The sequence below is a fragment of the Xanthomonas sp. WHRI 10207 genome (assembly GCF_040202975.1).
In the GTDB taxonomy this organism is placed as follows: Bacteria; Pseudomonadota; Gammaproteobacteria; order Xanthomonadales; family Xanthomonadaceae; genus Xanthomonas.
In genome coordinates this window covers 42,705-59,160 of the sequence record NZ_JBEGDX010000005.1, presented here as the reverse complement: position 1 = coordinate 59,160, position 16,456 = coordinate 42,705, and the positions used below count along the sequence as shown (strand labels likewise).

General features: G+C 65.8%; 14 protein-coding genes and 2 other RNA genes. 3 read left to right on the top strand and 13 right to left on the bottom strand.

Annotation, left to right across the window (positions count from 1 at the left end; genetic code table 11):
- The first annotated feature begins 92 nt into the window (after positions 1 to 92).
- From ABQU90_RS16485 to ABQU90_RS16475, 3 genes are all read left to right on the top strand, one after another.
- The gene (locus ABQU90_RS16485; protein WP_323523040.1) at positions 93 to 1,304 is read left to right on the top strand and encodes an acyltransferase family protein; all 1,212 of its coding nucleotides are present in this window, start codon (positions 93 to 95) and stop codon (positions 1,302 to 1,304) included.
- A 265-nt stretch (positions 1,305 to 1,569) separates the two neighbouring features.
- Positions 1,570 to 2,607, top strand: coding sequence for a DUF1176 domain-containing protein (locus ABQU90_RS16480; RefSeq protein ID WP_323523041.1), 1,038 nt, complete (start codon positions 1,570 to 1,572; stop codon positions 2,605 to 2,607).
- 298 nt (positions 2,608 to 2,905) lie between these two features.
- On the top strand, positions 2,906 to 3,937 hold the full coding sequence (locus tag ABQU90_RS16475; RefSeq protein ID WP_323523042.1) for a DUF1176 domain-containing protein: 1,032 nt from the start codon (positions 2,906 to 2,908) through the stop codon (positions 3,935 to 3,937).
- Between the two features lie 99 nt (positions 3,938 to 4,036).
- Here the strand turns inward: ABQU90_RS16475 and recJ are convergent, their stop codons facing one another.
- The 13 genes from recJ to ABQU90_RS16410 all read right to left on the bottom strand — a co-directional run bounded on the left by recJ (position 4,037) and on the right by ABQU90_RS16410 (position 16,456).
- Positions 4,037 to 5,776, bottom strand: a complete 1,740-nt coding sequence (recJ, locus tag ABQU90_RS16470; protein WP_323523043.1) for a single-stranded-DNA-specific exonuclease RecJ — start codon at positions 5,774 to 5,776, stop codon at positions 4,037 to 4,039.
- Complete coding sequence (locus tag ABQU90_RS16465; protein WP_323523044.1) at positions 5,773 to 6,693, bottom strand: phosphoglycerate mutase; 921 nt, start codon at positions 6,691 to 6,693, stop codon at positions 5,773 to 5,775. Before ABQU90_RS16465 ends, recJ begins: the two co-directional genes overlap by 4 nt.
- An 18-nt stretch (positions 6,694 to 6,711) precedes the next feature.
- Positions 6,712 to 7,176, bottom strand: a complete 465-nt coding sequence (gene greA, locus ABQU90_RS16460; protein ID WP_193552439.1) for a transcription elongation factor GreA — start codon at positions 7,174 to 7,176, stop codon at positions 6,712 to 6,714.
- 8 nt (positions 7,177 to 7,184) lie between these two features.
- Complete coding sequence (gene carB, locus ABQU90_RS16455) at positions 7,185 to 10,427, bottom strand: carbamoyl-phosphate synthase large subunit (protein ID WP_323523045.1); 3,243 nt, start codon at positions 10,425 to 10,427, stop codon at positions 7,185 to 7,187.
- 8 nt (positions 10,428 to 10,435) lie between these two features.
- On the bottom strand, positions 10,436 to 10,879 hold the full coding sequence (locus ABQU90_RS16450) for a DUF6973 domain-containing protein (RefSeq protein WP_115561927.1): 444 nt from the start codon (positions 10,877 to 10,879) through the stop codon (positions 10,436 to 10,438).
- Positions 10,879 to 12,054: a glutamine-hydrolyzing carbamoyl-phosphate synthase small subunit gene (gene carA, locus ABQU90_RS16445; RefSeq protein WP_323523046.1), complete on the bottom strand. Its 1,176-nt coding sequence runs from the start codon at positions 12,052 to 12,054 to the stop codon at positions 10,879 to 10,881. Before carA ends, ABQU90_RS16450 begins: the two co-directional genes overlap by 1 nt.
- Positions 12,055 to 12,293: 239 nt before the next feature.
- Entirely contained in the window at positions 12,294 to 13,010 is a 717-nt protein-coding gene (dapB, locus tag ABQU90_RS16440) for a 4-hydroxy-tetrahydrodipicolinate reductase (protein ID WP_323523047.1), read from the bottom strand.
- A gap of 333 nt (positions 13,011 to 13,343) precedes the next feature.
- Positions 13,344 to 13,419: non-coding RNA, sX9 sRNA (locus tag ABQU90_RS16435), on the bottom strand.
- A gap of 62 nt (positions 13,420 to 13,481) precedes the next feature.
- Complete coding sequence (locus ABQU90_RS16430) at positions 13,482 to 14,201, bottom strand: MOSC domain-containing protein (protein WP_323523048.1); 720 nt, start codon at positions 14,199 to 14,201, stop codon at positions 13,482 to 13,484.
- Complete coding sequence (locus ABQU90_RS16425) at positions 14,198 to 15,400, bottom strand: aminotransferase-like domain-containing protein (RefSeq protein WP_323523049.1); 1,203 nt, start codon at positions 15,398 to 15,400, stop codon at positions 14,198 to 14,200. Before ABQU90_RS16425 ends, ABQU90_RS16430 begins: the two co-directional genes overlap by 4 nt.
- Positions 15,401 to 15,468: 68 nt before the next feature.
- Positions 15,469 to 15,546, bottom strand: a non-coding RNA gene (locus ABQU90_RS16420) — sX9 sRNA.
- A gap of 94 nt (positions 15,547 to 15,640) precedes the next feature.
- Positions 15,641 to 16,141, bottom strand: coding sequence for a nuclear transport factor 2 family protein (locus tag ABQU90_RS16415; protein WP_323523050.1), 501 nt, complete (start codon positions 16,139 to 16,141; stop codon positions 15,641 to 15,643).
- 60 nt (positions 16,142 to 16,201) lie between these two features.
- Positions 16,202 to 16,456: a DUF6587 family protein gene (locus tag ABQU90_RS16410; protein WP_323523051.1), complete on the bottom strand. Its 255-nt coding sequence runs from the start codon at positions 16,454 to 16,456 to the stop codon at positions 16,202 to 16,204.

Sequence of the window (16,456 nt, the reverse complement as noted above, 5' to 3'; positions counted from 1 at the left end):
TGGTCACTGCGCGCGGGCGTTTCCACCCCTGGCCCCTTTCTTCATGCGGGTCGGCGGGCAGGATGCGTGCACTTCCTCGACCAACCGCCCCCATGACCGAGCGCCGCCACGATATCGATGCCTTACGCGTCTTCGCCTTTGCCCTGCTGATCCTCTATCACGTGGGCATGGCCTACGTGGCCGGCTGGGACTTTCATTTAAAGAGTGCGTACACCACCGACTGGCTGCAGGCGCCCATGATCGCGCTCAACCGCTGGCGGATGCCGTTGCTGTTCATGATCTCCGGTATCGCGATCGGTCTGGCGCGAGCAGAGCGTGCGCCGTGGCAGTTCGCCTGGCGACGCTGCGTCCGGTTATTGCCACCCCTGCTGTTCGGCATGTTCGTGGTGGTGGCGGTGCAGGCGTACTGCCAGGGCGTCAGCAACGGCAAGGTCCTGCCCGGCTTTGGCAACTTCCTGCTGCGCTATTGGCAGGTCCGGCCGTGGCCGGCCGGCAGCTTCGATGGCTGGGAGCACGGCATCACCTGGAACCATCTGTGGTACCTGGCCTATCTGCTGCCTTACACCTTGTTACTGATGGCCATGGTCGCGCTAGGCCGCATGCTGCCCGTGTCGCTGCGAGCCTTGCCGGCCTCCATCGCGCTGCCGGCCCTGCTGCTGGCACCCATCCTGTGGGAGGCCTTCTGCCTGCTGTGGGTGATGCCGCGCCACCCACCGACCCACGCCCTGGTTGGCGACTGGTTTGTGCATGCCGAGTCGTTTCCGTTGTTCGTGCTGGGATATGCGCTGGCCCATCACGCACGCTTCTGGACGTGGTCAGTGCAGCTGCGTTGGCCAACCCTGATCGCCGCACTGCTGGCGATCGCCACCGAGCTGAGCATCCACCATCTGGGCCGCTCGCTGGATCCGGTGCAGCTGCCCGCCCTGCTGGCGACAGTTCCCTGGGACGTGGTCGAGCGGCTGGCGCGCGCCGCCTATACCTGGCTGGCACTGCTGACCCTGTTCGGCTGGGCAAGGCATGGCTTGAACCGCCCCTTCGCGTGGCTGCCGTACTGCACCCAGGCCGTGTTCCCCTGGTACATCCTGCATCAGAGCCTGATCATCCTGGCGCTGTATTGGTTGGCGCCGTTGCACCTGGGCCCGTGGCTGGAACCGTCGCTGGTGTTGGCCTCCACCGTTGCCGGCTGCCTGCTATTGCACGAATACCTCATCCGCCGCGTGCGCTGGCTGCGTCCGCTGTTCGGGATGCCGATGCGGGAATCGCCGACCAGGGCGCGCGCCACGGCAACGCTGACGCAGGTGTGATCGCTGAAAGCGACAGACCGGCAGACAAGACCGAACAGACGATGCCGTTAGCGCATCGTCGCCAGAACAACCCGGGCACCGCGCGAAGATCGCAGTCCATCTGCAGCGCGCAGTGTGGTCGATTCGCGGGGGCGTGCCGATGTACCGCAGCGAGCGGACACACTCGTCGTCATGAATTGCGTTCGCTGCCTGCGGACGATTCGCCTGGACGCCCTGCGGCATGCATCGCAAGATGCCGGCCCGGACCTGTGATGAAGGAACTTCGATGCGTTACGACCTGCTTGCCGCGGCCTTGCTGTGCAGCCCCGCACTCGCGCTTGCCGCGCCTGCCACCAGTGTCGATTTCAGTCATGACGACTGGACCATCGCCTGCGACAACACCCGCACCTGCCGCGCCGCCGGATATCAGCCGGACGAAGGCGAGCACCTGCCGGTATCGGTGCTGCTGACGCGCAAGGCCGGTGCCGGCCAGGCGGTGACGGCCGAGCTGATGCTGGGCCAGTACGACGAGATCAAGCTGCCGGCGTCGCTGAGCCTGCAGATCGATCAGCACGATCTGGGCAAGCTGGCGCTGGATGGCAAGAGCGGCACCGCAGTCTTGAGCAGCACGCAGGTCGCCGCGCTGTTGGCGGCACTGACCCGCAGCAGCAAGATCGTGGCGCTCGGCAACGATGGCCGCCGCTGGCAGCTCTCCGATCGCGGCGCGGCGGCAACGCTGCTGAAGATGGACGAATTTCAGGGCCGGCTGGGCACGCTCGGCGCGCTGGTGCGCAAGGGCGATCGCGACGAGGCCACCGTGTTGCCGGCGTTGCCGGTACCGCAAGTCCGCGCGGCCAAGCTGGCCGCAGCGCAGGCCGGCGACGCACGTCTGGGCAGCTTGCCGGCGCTATACCAGGCGCTACGCGCCACGCTTCCGGCCGATGAAGAATGCAAGGGCCTGGAAGCCAGCGATGCTGCCGAACCGCTGACCATCGCCCGCCTGAGCAGCGACAAGCTGCTGGTGTCGACCGATTGCTGGATGGGCGCCTACAACATCGGCACCGGCTTCTGGGTGGTCAACGCGCGTGCGCCGTTTGCACCGACGTTGATCACCACGCATGCCAGCGATCTGGATGGCTCCACCATCCTGTCCTCGCAAAAGGGCCGCGGTCTGGGCGATTGCTACAGCGAGGAGCGCTGGACCTGGGACGGCCGTCGCTTCGTGCAGACCTCCAAATCCACCTCGGGCTTGTGCCGACTGGTGGCCGCCGGCGGCGCCTGGGAACTGCCAACGGTGGTGGCCGAGGTCAAGCAGTCACCTTGATCCAGGCAAGGGACAGTGCGGCCGCCCGTAGCCGTGCGGCCGCGACCGCCGCAGAGAACAGCCGCCACCGGATTTCTGCTCAGCGATGTCGTTCGACCGAGCCGGCTCCAGCCTGAATCCCTGCACTGCGGATCGCATGAACGGACAAGATTTCGCAAGGCCGCAGCGGTAGCGCTGCCGGCCACGCACGTCGAACTGAACGGCTCCACGGATCTACTAGGTAGCAGCGCGAGACCGTATAGACGGCGTTGGAAACGAGCGCTCAAGATGCCGGCTCGATCCACCCTGAAAGAAAGACATGCGCATCAACCTGATCGCCGCCGCACTGATACTCTCGCCTGGCGCAGCACTTGCCGCCGCCTCCGCAACCGGTATCGACTTCAGTCACAAGGACTGGACGATCGTCTGCGACAACACCCGCACCTGCCGTGCCGCCGGCTACCAGCCGGAGGACACCGAACCGGCGGTCTCCGTACTGCTGACCCGCAAGGCCGGAGCTGCACAACCGGTGACCGCGCAGCTCAAAATCGGTCAGCTCAAGCAGGCTAGCGTTCCCTCGACACTGACACTGTCCATCGGCAAGCGCGATCTCGGCCCCCTGAATCTGCAAGGCGCGACAGGCAGCGCCACGCTGAGCGCCGCCCAGACCAGCGCACTGCTGACTGCACTGACCGGTGAGAGCGCAGCCATTGCGGCGGTGGGCAACGACGGCCGCCGTTGGCAGCTCTCCGATCAGGGCGCCAGCGCCGTGCTGCTCAAGATGGATGAGTTCCAGGGCCGCCTGGGCACCCGCGGCGCCCTGGTCCGCAAGGGCAAGGGCAATGAATCGGCGGTCTTGCCGGCACTGCCGGCTCCACAGGTGCAAGTGGCCAAGCTCGCTGCCGCGCAACCCGGCGACGCCAAGCTGGCGCGTCTGCCTGCGCTGTATGCCGCGCTGAAAACCGCCCTGCCTGCCAACGAGCAATGCCAGGCACTGGAGCCTGGCGGCGCGCAGGAGCCGCTGAACATCGCGCGCCTGAGCAACGACAAGCTGCTGGTGTCGGCTGCCTGCACGCTGGGTGCCTACAACCTCGGCATGGGGTATTGGGTGGTCAACGCGCGCGCGCCGTTTGCACCTGTGCTGGTGACCCTGCAGGGCACCGATCTGAGCGGGTCGACCATCCGCTCGTCGCAGAAGGGACGTGGGCTGGGCGATTGCTCGGTCGATGCCAGCTGGGGCTGGACTGGACAGCGCTTTGTGCAGACCGCCAAGTCCAATTCCGGTCTGTGCCGCGGAATCGCCGGCGGTGCCTGGCAGCTCCCCACGCTGGTGACCGCAGTCAAGAAGTAACAGCGTTGTTGTCTGACAGCTGCGGGCGCCATTGGGCGCCCGCAGTTATTTGCACTCATACCAAGCCAGCGCCGGCAGGCAAGTCGCCACGCGTTCGACTCAGGCCGTGACCACGACCGGTTCGCAATGCTCGACGATCAACTGCACCGCAGTGCCGCCGCGGTAATCGTCGCTGACCAGCCGATACGCCAGCCGCACCTTGCGTGCCGGTTCGCTGCCGCGCCAACCGTTGAAATGGATGGCATTGAGCGGCTCGGCACGACCGGCGCACCGCAAGGTCAGCTTGAGATGGCGTTCCTTGAGCAGACGCCATTGCAATATCTCGAACTCGCCGTCGAATAGCGGCTCCGGAAAGCCCTGCCCCCACGGTCCGGCCACACGCAGCGCCTCGGCATGCACGTGATCGAGTTCGTGCGCGGCCAGCTCGCCATCGCTGTGCAACTCGGCATGCAGCAGCGACGCATCCACCATCGCGTGCACCTGCGCCTGAAACGCCTGCTCGAAGGTGGCCAGCGCGGCATGATCCATGCTCAGACCCGCTGCCATCGCATGGCCGCCGAACTTCTGCAGCAAACCCGGATGACGCGCATCCACCGCCGCCAGCACGTCGCGGATATGCAGGCCGGGAATGGACCGCGCCGAACCGCGCAACTGGCTGCTGCCCGGCTCGGCAGGGGCCAACGCGATCACCGGACGGTGCAACCGGTCTTTCAATTTGGAGGCGACCAAGCCGATCACGCCGGGGTGCCATTCCGCATCGAACAGGCAGGCGGCGATCGGCAAGGCGCCATCGGCATCCAGCACCACCTTGGTCACCGCCTGCTCGGCATCGTCGGTCATCAACTGCTGCAACGCGCGGCGCTCGGCATTGATCTCTTCGAGCGTGGCGGCGATCTCGCGCGCCCGGTTCCAGTCTTCGCTGAGCAACAACTCGATGCCCAACGCCATGTCTTCGAGCCGACCGGCCGCGTTCAAGCGCGGCCCAAGCGCGAAGCCGATATCGCTGGCGCTCAGACGCGCGACATCGCGGCCGCTGGCATCGATCAGCGCGCGCAATCCGATGCAGCCTTTGCCTTCGCGCAGCCGACGCAACCCGGCCGACACCAGCGCGCGGTTATTGGTGTCCAGCGGCACCAGATCGGCCACCGTGCCGACGGCAACCAGATCCAGCAACACCGACAGATCCGGCTCGGCACGGTCGGCAAACGAGCCGCGCGCGCGCAGCGCACTGCGCAGCGCCAGCAATACGTAAAAAATCACGCCCACGCCGGCCAGCGATTTACTGGGAAAGCTGTCGACCGCCAGGTTCGGGTCGACGATCGCATCGGCCGGCGGAAGCACTTCGCCTGGTAGATGGTGGTCGGTGACCAGCACCGTCCAGCCGCGCGTCTTGGCGGCGGCCACGCCGGCATGGCAGGCGATGCCGTGATCGACGGTAACCAGCACCTCCGGTTGCAGCGCGGCCAGCTCGTCCACCAAGGCAGGCGACAGGCCATAGCCGTGCACCATGCGATTGGGCACGGCGTGGTGCACATCCAGCGCGCCGAGCATGCGCAAACCGCGCACGCCAACCGCGCAGGCGGTGGCGCCATCGCAATCGAAATCGCCCACCACCAGGATGCGCCGTTGCTGGGCGATCGCATCGGCCAGCAAGTTGGCGGCCACGTCGCTGTTATGCAGCAACTCCGGCGAGAGCAACTGGCCCAGCCGCGGCTGCGCGCCCTGCGCATCGCGAACACCGCGCGATGCGTAGATGCGGCGCAGTAGCGGCAACATGGCGTCGGGCCAGCTTCCGGCCTGCCCTGGCGGGCGCCGGACGATCCGGGGAGTGGAGGTCATTGCGCCAGTTGCTGCCGTGGCGTGCGCCAGAACCGCCAGCGTTGCGTGCGTGCCAACGTCAGCGTTTCGCCGTCCTGGAAATCCAGCACCAGCCGATCCAGTTCGCTACGTGCCATCGCCGCCAGCAGCGGTGCCACTGCGTCGTCGCCGAACTGGTGCAGCGAGCGCAGATGGCGCAGGTCCACCAGCGCATCCACGCGTTGATCGCCCTGCGCATCGGCACTGGCCGCCAGTGCCAGAGCGCGCAACAACGACTCGCGGCTGCGCACCTGCCGATGCGGCGATGTCACCGCATGCGGCAGTGCGCCGCCGCCCCAGAACCACAGCGAATTGATCGCCGGCTTGCCACTGGCCACGCGGCCTTCGTTCCACGGATGCTGATGCAGCAACACCTGCGCTTCGGTCAGCAAGGCACGCCAGCGCCGGCCAGAATCGCCGGCCGGCAGATGCTCGAACAGGTCGTCGCCGATCGCCACATCCGGCGGCGCGAAGTCCGGCAGCTTGGCATCCGGCGACAGACGCAGATACCAGCGCGATGGCGTCGGCGCATCGAGCACAAATCCGGCATCGCCGAACATCGGTTTGAGGATCGGCAGCAGCACCGCCAGGTCCTCGGCGGTGGCACCGAGCGCCTCGCCGTAGCCCATCAGACGTGCGCCCTGCATGTCCGGCACCACATAAGCCGGGTCGGCACGCACCCAGGTGGCGCCTGCGGCATCGCCGGCATCCAGTTGCCGGGTCAATGCCGCCACCGGCCACTGCGCTGGCGTCAACGTGAAATGCCGCTGCAACTGCGCCACTTCGCCGGCATCGGCGGTGTGCAGATCGGCGCGCGCCAGGGCACTGGCCACCACCGCGTTGTCCAGCGTTCCGGGCAGACGGCGTTTTTCGGGCAGCAGCAGCGTTGCGGTCGTCATCGCTCAGGCGTCAGTGCGTCAATCCAGATACGCGACGGTGACCACTTCGTACTCGCGTTGGCCGGCCGGCGCATCGATGGTGACCGAATCGCCTTCCAGCTTGCCGATCAGGGCGCGCGCCAACGGCGAAGAAATCGCGATCATGCCCATCTTGATGTCCGCCTCCAGATCGCCAACGATCTGGTAGCGCTTCTCTTCGTCGGTCTCGGTATCGGCCAGGGTCACGGTGGCGCCGAACACGATCTTGCTGCCGGCCGACAACTTGGTGATGTCGATGATCTCGGCATGCGAGAGCTCGCCTTCCAGCTGCTTGATGCGGCCTTCGATGAAGCTCTGCTGCTCACGCGCGGCATGGTATTCGGCGTTTTCCTTCAGGTCGCCGTGCGCGCGCGCTTCGGCGATCGCACTGATCACCGCCGGACGCTTGACCGACTTCAACTGATCGAGTTCTTCGCGCAGGCGCAGCGCGCCCTTCGCGGTCATGGGTGCTCTCATGCTTCCAGCTCCTTGTGCAGTTCCTGCAGCGACCAGACAGGGCCGGTGCCGCGGAATTCCAGCGAATGCACCAGCGCCTTGGCGCCAGCGACAGTGGTCGAATAGGTCACGCGATGCTGCAGCGCTTCACGACGGATCGAGAACGAATCCGAGATGGCGGCGCGACCTTCGGTGGTGTTGACGATATAGACGATCTCGCCGTTCTTGATCGAGTCGACGATATGCGGGCGGCCTTCGGCCACCTTGTTGACGATCTCGCAACTCAGCCCGTTCTGTTGCAGCCAGGCACCGGTGCCGCGCGTGGCCACCAGGCTGAAGCCGCGTTCCACCAACGCCTGCGCCACCGGCAGCACGCGCTTTTTGTCCGGGTCGCGCACCGAGACGAAGGCCTTGCCCACCGGCGGCGCCTTGATGCCGCCGGCCTCCTGCGCGCGCGCAAACGCGGCGCTGAAGCTGCGGCCCACGCCCATCACCTCACCGGTGGAGCGCATCTCCGGCCCGAGGATCGGGTCCACACCCTGGAACTTGGCGAACGGGAAGATCGCCTCCTTCACCGAGTAATAGTCCGGCACGATTTCCTTGGTGGCGCCCTGCTCGGCCAGCGTCTTGCCGGCCATGCAGCGTGCGGCGATCTTGGCCAGCGGGATGCCGATGGCCTTGGACACGAACGGCACGGTGCGTGAAGCACGCGGGTTCACTTCCAGCAGGAACACCACATCGTCGCCAGCCTCATCCACCTGCACCGCAAACTGGGTGTTCATCAGGCCAACCACGTTCAAACCTTCGGCCAGCATCACCACCTGGCGACGCAGCTCGGCCTGGGTCTTGGGCGAGAGCGAATACGGCGGCAGCGAGCACGACGAGTCACCCGAGTGCACGCCGGCTTCTTCGATGTGCTCCATCAGCCCGCCGATCAGCACGTTGCCGTCCTTGTCGGCAATGATGTCCACGTCCACTTCCACCGCATTGTCGAGGAAGCGGTCCAGCAGCACCGGCGAATCGTTGGACACCTTCACCGCATCGCGCACATAGCGCGCCAGATCGGATTCGCCATACACGATCTCCATGGCGCGGCCGCCCAGCACGTAGCTCGGGCGCACCACCAGCGGGTAGCCGATCTCGCGCGCCAACACCAGCGCTTCTTCCGGGTTGCGGGCAATGCGGTTCGGCGGCTGCTTCAGGCCCAGCTTGTCGACCAGCTGCTGGAAACGCTCGCGGTCTTCGGCCAGATCGATCGAGTCCGGCGAGGTGCCGATCACCGGCACGCCATTGGCTTCCAGCGCACGCGCCAGCTTCAGCGGGGTCTGGCCGCCGTATTGCACGATCACGCCCTTGGGCTGTTCCAGCTCGACGATTTCCAGCACGTCTTCCAGCGTCAGCGGCTCGAAGTACAGACGGTCGGAGGTGTCGTAATCGGTGGAGACGGTTTCCGGGTTGCAGTTGACCATGATGGTCTCGTACCCGTCGTCGCGCAGCGCCAGCGCCGCATGCACGCAGCAGTAATCGAACTCGATACCCTGGCCGATGCGGTTAGGGCCACCGCCCAGGATCATGATCTTGTCGCGATTGGTCGGCAGCGCTTCGCACTCGTCCTCGTAGGTCGAATACAGGTACGCGGTGCTGGTGGCGAATTCGGCCGCGCACGAGTCGACGCGCTTGTAGACCGGGCGAACCTTCAGCGCGCGACGCAGCGTGCGCACCGATTCTTCATTGCTGCCGATCAGCTCGGCCAGGCGCGCATCGGAGAAACCTGCGCGCTTGAGCTTGCGCAGACGCGGCGCGTCCAGCGCGGCCATGCCATCGTCGGCCAGCTGCTGCTCGTGGCTGACGAGTTCTTCGATCTGATCCAGGAACCAGGGGTCGATGAACGACAGCGCATACACCTCGTCCACGCTCATGCCGGCGCGGAACGCATCGGCCACATAGAACAGACGCTCCGGGCCGGGGGCCTTGAGCTCGCGCTTGAGCGCAGCGATATCGTCTTCGCTGCCCAGATCCAGGCCGGTCGGGTCCAGCCCGATCTTGCCGGTTTCCAGGCCACGCAGCGCTTTTTGCAGCGATTCCTGGAAGGTGCGGCCCATCGCCATCACCTCGCCCACCGACTTCATCTGCGTGGTCAGGCGCGCATCGGCCTGCGGGAATTTTTCGAACGCAAAGCGCGGAATCTTGGTGACCACATAATCGATCGACGGCTCGAACGAGGCCGGGGTCAACCCACCGGTGATCTCGTTGCGCAATTCGTCCAGCGTGTAGCCCACCGCCAGCTTGGCGGCGACCTTGGCGATCGGGAAACCGGTGGCCTTGGACGCCAGCGCCGACGAACGCGACACGCGCGGATTCATCTCGATCACCACCACCCGGCCATTGGTCGGGCTGATGCCGAACTGCACATTGGAGCCGCCGGTATCCACGCCGATCTTGCGCAGCACTGCAATGGACGCATCGCGCAGGCGCTGATATTCCTTGTCGGTGAGCGTCTGTGCCGGCGCCACGGTGATCGAGTCGCCGGTGTGCACGCCCATCGGGTCGAGGTTTTCGATTGCGCAGACGATGATGCAGTTGTCCGCGGTATCGCGCACAACTTCCATCTCGAATTCCTTCCAGCCCAGCACCGATTCTTCCACCAGCACTTCGGTGGTCGGCGACAGTTCCAGGCCGCGGCCGACGATGTCGATCAGTTCTTCGCGGTTGTAGGCGATGCCGCCACCGCTACCGCCCAGGGTGAAGCTGGGGCGGATGATGGTCGGGTAGCCGACGCGGGTCTGGATATCCAGCGCTTCTTCCAGCGTATGCGCCACTTCGGCCTTGGGGCAATCCAGGCCGATTTCGCCCATCGCCACGCGGAACAGCTCGCGGTCTTCGGCCATGCGGATCGCTTCGCGCTTGGCGCCAATCAACTCGACGTTGTACTTCTCCAGCACACCGTGGTCGGCCAGGTCCAGCGCGCAGTTCAGCGCGGTCTGCCCGCCCATGGTCGGCAGCAGCGCATCGGGCTTTTCCTTGGCGATGATCTTTTCGACCGTCTGCCAGTTGATCGGCTCGATATACACCGCATCGGCCATATCCGGGTCGGTCATGATCGTGGCCGGGTTGCTGTTGACCAGCACCACGCGGTAGCCCTCGTCGCGCAGCGCCTTGCACGCCTGCGCGCCGGAGTAATCAAACTCGCAGGCCTGGCCGATGACGATCGGGCCGGCGCCGATGATCAGAATGGTTTTTAGGTCGGTGCGCTTTGGCATGGGGGTCCTCAGTAAAGTCGGTCCTGCCACGCCGCAGGGGCGCGCCAGGTAATCTGGTCGGGCGATCGGGCATCGATCGCACCATGGTCGACCGCGGCGCGAACCTCTCGCTGCATCGCGGCCCAGCTCGGAGCGGCCGCGCCAATGCGCGCGCCGATCGTGTTGTTGTGGGCATCCATCGCCCGACTGGCGTTGCCCTGCCCGCCGCGCTCCATCACCGCCGTCACCAAATCCACGCAGCGCGGGGACAAGGTGTAGGCGACGATGGCGCTTGCAAGGCTGTGCCGATACGCATCGGCCGGGCCGTTGCGTCCACCTGCCAGCCCAGCGCCGAGCCACTGCGAATACACCGCAACCAGCACGAACGCCGGATAGGCCGCCAGCGCCAGCGCCGCCAACACGTACACACGCCAGCGGCGCGGTCGCGACGGCAGAGCCAGCGACGCCATCATCAGGCCCTGGCCGCCATCAACGCGGTAAACCGGTCGAACAACGGCCCCACATCGCGCGGGCCCGGCGAAGCTTCCGGGTGGCCCTGGAACGAGAACGCCGGTGCGTCGGTCAGGGCGATGCCCTGGTTGGTGCCATCGAACAGCGAGCGATGGGTGACCCGCACATTGGCCGGCAGCGTGGTTTCGTCCACCGCAAAGCCATGATTCTGCGAGGTGATCATCACCCGCCCGCCATCCAGATCCTGCACCGGGTGATTGGCGCCGTGGTGGCCGGTGGTCATCTTCACCGTCTTCGCGCCGGCGGCCAGCGCCAGCAGCTGATGGCCCAGGCAGATGCCGAAGGTGGGCATCTTCTGCGCGATCAGTTCCTTGATCGCGGCAATCGCGTAATCGCAGGGCTCCGGGTCGCCTGGGCCGTTGGACAGGAACACGCCATCGGGCTGCATCGCCAGCACTTCCGCCACCGGGGTCTGCGCCGGCACCACGGTAACGTCGCACCCGCGCTCGGCCAGCATGCGCAGGATGTTGATCTTCACACCGTAGTCGTAGGCCACGACCTTGAACGTGCGTCCTTCGACAGAGTCCGCACCTGCATGTGCGGACTTGCCACTATTCAAGGCACCGAGGCCGAGAAAGGTGTCGGAGTTAAGATCGAGCGAGCCTTCCTGCCAGGTGTAACGCGTCTCGGTGGAGACCACCTTGGCCAGATCCATGCCTTTCAGGCCGGGGAACTTGCGCGCGGCTTCCAGTGCCTTTTCGACGTCGATCTCGCCGGCCATCAGCGCGCCGTTCTGGGCGCCCTTCTCGCGCAACAGGCGGGTCAGCTTGCGGGTGTCGATGCCGGAGATGGCGACCACACCGCGGGCCTGCAGCCACTCCGGCAAGGCCACCTGGCTGCGCCAGTTGCTGGGGCGGCGCGGCACATCGCGCACAATCAGGCCGGCGGCCCAGATCTTGCGGGCCTCGTCGTCCTGGTCGGTAAAGCCGGTATTGCCGATGTGCGGATAGGTCAGCGTGACCATCTGGCGGGCGTAGGAGGGATCGGTCAGGACTTCCTGATAGCCGGTCATGGCGGTGTTGAACACCACTTCACCGACGGAAAGCCCGGTGGCGCCTACGGATTCGCCCTCGAACACGGTGCCGTCTTCGAGGACAAGGATTGCGGGTTGGGTCACGTGGGGTCTCGCTCTGGCTGCCTGGGACTCCGATGCGCTTCCGGCCAAATTCCGGTTGCAGCAAAGCGCGGACGCGGTGCTGGGGACCGGTCCGACGCTGGTTCGGGCAAGCGAGAATTGTAAAGGCAAGTGCCCCGGCTTGCCAGCCTGCAGCGCAGTCAATGCGCCGGGCGCATCGCAACGGCGGCATGAATACGCCACATAACCGCGCAGTTGTTCATACGCGGTTGCGCGATGTCTTACAGCACCAGGTCGCGTACCCGATAGCTGCCGGCCGGCCGGCCGATCAGGCGTTTGGCCGCGTGCAGGGCGCCGCGCGCGAAGATGTCGCGATTGGTGGCGCGGTGCACCAGCTCGACGCGCTCGCCCAGCCCGGTGAACTGCACCGTGTGCTCGCCGACGATGTCGCCGGCACGCAGGCTGGCAAACCGCGGCTGCGCCCCGCTGCCGGTGGCCGCTTCGCCCAGCGTCAATGCGGTACCGGATGGCGCGTCCTGCTTGTGGACGTGATGCGCTTCGATGATGTCGCAATCCCACCCTGGCAAGGTGCCGGCGGCGCGCTCGACCAATTCGGTGAGTACCGCGACACCCAGGCTGAAGTTGGAGGCCCATACCAACGGAATCTGTTGCGCGGCATCGCGCAGCGCGGCGCGTTGCACTTCGTCCAGTCCGGTGGTGCCGGACACCAGCGGCTTACCGCGTTGCGCGCACAGCGCCAGGATCGGCGCAAAGCCTTGCGGCAGGCTGAAGTCGATGGCCACATCGAAGGCTGGTGCACCGCCGAGTTCGCTGGCGGCAAAGAACGGCACGCCGTCCACCACGCGCTGCGATGGCGAGCGCCCTACCACCGCGCCGACGACATGCAACGCGTCGTCTTCAGCCGCCAGGCGCAGCAATGCCTTGCCCATCCGCCCGGAGGCACCGTGGATCAACACTTTTACAGGGGACGTTGTCATGCCCGCAGGCTAGCGATGCGGTGGGGGTTGCACAAGGTGCGGGGATTGGTGATTTGGGATTGGGGAGTCGTCAGAGCGGTGTGCGCGGTCTGAGCGATTGTTGGGGATGTCGTGGCTTGGTGGATGTGGAGCTGCTTGTGACTTGTGGCTTGTTGCGTGTTGACGTTTGCAGTGGCGCCGCGGCTGGCTGCGCGCATCTGTGGAGACTGTGCGTGCGCGGCAATGGCTTATGCTTCAGCGCCGCCGCAGCGCGTGACGTTAGTTTTGCGCGGGTTTTTGCGCGGGTGGCCAGCGGCCAATCAATGACCGCAGAGCGCGACGCCTGCTTAGATTGGTCAACAAAACGCGGCCAGCAGTCGTCAGCTGGGTGTGCACGGCGCACAGCAACTGACGCGTACGAGTCGTACAAGAGAATTCCGAGCACCGGCCGCGCCCGCCTGGCGGTGAGCACGGTGGTTTTGTTGGCTGCTTTTATTCGTCGACGCCGGTCAGGCGCCTGCTCCAGCTTTCCACTTCGCTGCGCTGCAGGCGGCGCTCGAACAAGGCCTGCCAAGAAGGCACCAGCGGAAGACGTAGCAGCTCGGTGATGGCCGCGACATCGACTTCGCGTGCATACAGCACCTGCTGTACCCGCGACAGGCTCCACTTCGGATGCGGCCGCTCCTGCAGTGTCAGCGTGTCGCCGGAGGCCACGGCACCGGGCTGCAGTACGCGGTAATACCAGCCGGTGCGGCCGGTTTCCTGCACCCGGCGCGCCATGTCGCGCACACCGAAGCGGTCCGACAGCTTCCAGCACGGTTGACGCAGCTGCGAGACCTCCACCACGGCCGTGCCCAACCTAAAGCGATCGCCAAGGCAGACCGTGGCCTCGGTCAGGCCGGTGCTGCTGAGGTTCTCGCCGAACGCGCCGGCCGCTTCCAGCAGTGCATGCGCGCCAATCTCGTTGCGCCAGGCAGCGTAGTGGTCGCGCGGATAATGATGAATCGCCTTGTCCGGCCCGCCATGCACGCGCCGGTCGCCCTGCTCGTCGCCTTGCAGTCCTTCGACACCCACCTGCAGCGGCCCGTGCACGACGCGCTTGTCGATCGCGCTGCGGCTACCGGGGCGGGTGAAGTCGCGCGCAACACCAATTGCGACACTATCGATGTGCGTGGCAACCGGCGCTTGCGACACCAACGCGGGCGATGTCATGCGTCCTGCCCTGGCAGTTCGGCCAGCGCCTCGCGTAGCACCTCGCCCAGCACCTGGATGCCGGCATCGATCTTCTCGCCCGGCACGGTGACGAACGACAGCCGCAGCGTATTGACTTGCGGCAAGGTCGCAAAGAACGGCGCACCCGGCACGAAGGCGACATTGCGTGCGATCGCACGCGCCAGCAGCACGGTGCCATCCAGACCCGGCGGCAGCGTCACCCACAGAAACATGCCGCCTTCGGGGCGATTCCACTGCACCTGCGCCGGGAAGTGCCGGTCCAACGCGTCCAGCATGAGACTGCACTGCCGCGCATATAGCGCGCGGATCTGCGGGATATGCGTGTCGAGAAAGTCGTCCTGCAGCGTTTGATACACCATGCGCTGGGTGAACGAAGGCGTATGCAGATCGGCCGCCTGCTTGGCCTGGATCAGCTTGCCCAGCACTGCCTCCGGCGCGACGACATACCCCAACCGCAACCCGGGCGCCAACACCTTGGAGAACGAGCCCATGTAGATGACACCTTCCGGGTTCATCGACAACAGGCTCGGCAAGGGTTCGCCGCTGTAGTACAGCTCGCCGTACGGGTCGTCTTCGACGATCGGCACGCCGGCCTCGGCCGCACGCGCGACCAGCGCCTGACGTCGCGCCAAGGGCAGGCGACGACCAGTGGGATTCTGAAAATTGGGCAGGCAATACAGAAAGCGCGCATCGGCCAGCAGCGCCGGATCCAGCGCATCCACCACCACGCCATCGTCGTCCGATGGCATGCCGACAAACGCTGGTTGGAACAGCGAAAACGCCTGCAATGCGCCCAGATAACTCGGCGTCTCCACCAGCACCTTGCTGCCTTCGTCGATGAACACCTTGCCGAGCAGATCCAGGCCTTGCTGCGAGCCGGTGGTGATCAGCACCTGACTGGGCCGGATCGTGGCGCCATCGCGACTCAGGCGCGCAGCCACCCATTCGCGCAGCGGCGCATAGCCCTCGGTGGGGCCGTATTGCAACGCTGCCTGCGGCGCGTCGCGCAACACCTGATCGCTGGCCGCGCGCATGCGCTCGACCGGAAAGGTCGCCGGCGATGGCAGACCGCCGGCGAAGGACGTCACCTCCGGCCGCTCGGTCACCTTGAGGATTTCGCGAATCGCCGAACTGGTCAGCGCCTGCGCACGTCGGGAGATCTGGAAGGAGGTCGTCATGCCGCAAGCATACCCAACGCCCGTAACGCCGGCGCTGTGCACTGCAGCGTGCGTGCTGCGATGTAGAGCGCTGACAGAACGTAGCGAGCCGTCGCCAGGTGGGTGTGGACGGTCGCGCCTAGAACCGGAGCGGACGAGTGGACACTGCCGCACCGAGCATCGACCGCGCCCAACTGACGTTGCGCGCAGTCGCGTCGTTAGACACTCTTGGCGGCAGCAAAGAAGGCGCCGCGCTACGAGCTACCGATACGCCGGACCAACCCAGGCGGTGCCTTCGCTACGCGTGATCAAGGTCTTCCAGCGCTTGCGCACCACCTTGTCGCGCGAACGGAAGGTCATGCGCAGACCCGGCAGGCCGAGGGTGGCACGTGTTTCGACCATCGCCGATTGCTCATCGGGCGCGATCTCGATCTTGGTAATCGAATGCTTGTAGTCCATCAGTTCTTCAGGCTCGGCCACAGAGCGCATCTGTTGCAGCACCTGTGCCCACTCGCCGTTGGACTTGCAGTACTTGGCGCGACTGGTGGTCTCGCGTTTTTGATGGGAGTCCATGCGGTACAGCACCACCATTTCGAACTCCGGCGCGGTCATGGCGCAGAGCGCCTCACCATCCTGACTCACCATCGCCTTGTCGTGCGCCGCGTAGAAATCGCGCACCTGCGTCTCGTCGAGCGCATTGCCACCATAGTTGTACAACCCCGCAACCGCGGCCAAAACCGCCAACAACACCAGCAAACGCATGTACTGCCCCCTGTCACGCCGCGTCCTGCGGCCGTGCAAGTTTAGCCGAGGCGAACGGGATCAGTGCTTGCGCGTTGGCGCTGGGCCGCAACTGTCGCAACCACCGCAGGCCGCACTGCTTTGCGTGGCCGGCGGCGCCACGCGTCGCCCCAGGGTCTGTATCCAGGCCGGTCGCCCATCGCGCAGCAACGCCAGCGCCAGCGCGCCGCGCATGCGTCGCAAGGCGCTCGGGAACTGTTTTTTCATCACCACCCACAGGCTGACCAGCACCGCGATAGCGATGACCACGTATTGCAGGGTGAGCGAAAGATCCAT

Bases quoted from the DNA above. Each gene is read 5' to 3' on its own strand.
- ABQU90_RS16415 (WP_323523050.1), bottom strand. From the start codon at position 16,141: ATGCGTTTGCTGGTGTTGTTGGCGGTTTTGGCCGCGGTTGCGGGGTTG.
- ABQU90_RS16410 (WP_323523051.1), bottom strand. From the start codon at position 16,456: ATGGATCTTTCGCTCACCCTGCAATACGTGGTCATCGCTATCGCGGTG.
- ABQU90_RS16480 (WP_323523041.1), top strand. From the start codon at position 1,570: ATGCGTTACGACCTGCTTGCCGCGGCCTTGCTGTGCAGCCCCGCACTC.
- ABQU90_RS16465 (WP_323523044.1), bottom strand. From the start codon at position 6,693: ATGACGACCGCAACGCTGCTGCTGCCCGAAAAACGCCGTCTGCCCGGA.
- ABQU90_RS16430 (WP_323523048.1), bottom strand. From the start codon at position 14,201: ATGACATCGCCCGCGTTGGTGTCGCAAGCGCCGGTTGCCACGCACATC.
- ABQU90_RS16485 (WP_323523040.1), top strand. From the start codon at position 93: ATGACCGAGCGCCGCCACGATATCGATGCCTTACGCGTCTTCGCCTTT.
- ABQU90_RS16450 (WP_115561927.1), bottom strand. From the start codon at position 10,879: ATGATGGCGTCGCTGGCTCTGCCGTCGCGACCGCGCCGCTGGCGTGTG.
- ABQU90_RS16475 (WP_323523042.1), top strand. From the start codon at position 2,906: ATGCGCATCAACCTGATCGCCGCCGCACTGATACTCTCGCCTGGCGCA.
- recJ (WP_323523043.1), bottom strand. From the start codon at position 5,776: ATGACCTCCACTCCCCGGATCGTCCGGCGCCCGCCAGGGCAGGCCGGA.
- greA (WP_193552439.1), bottom strand. From the start codon at position 7,176: ATGACCGCGAAGGGCGCGCTGCGCCTGCGCGAAGAACTCGATCAGTTG.
- ABQU90_RS16425 (WP_323523049.1), bottom strand. From the start codon at position 15,400: ATGACGACCTCCTTCCAGATCTCCCGACGTGCGCAGGCGCTGACCAGT.
- dapB (WP_323523047.1), bottom strand. From the start codon at position 13,010: ATGACAACGTCCCCTGTAAAAGTGTTGATCCACGGTGCCTCCGGGCGG.
- carB (WP_323523045.1), bottom strand. From the start codon at position 10,427: ATGCCAAAGCGCACCGACCTAAAAACCATTCTGATCATCGGCGCCGGC.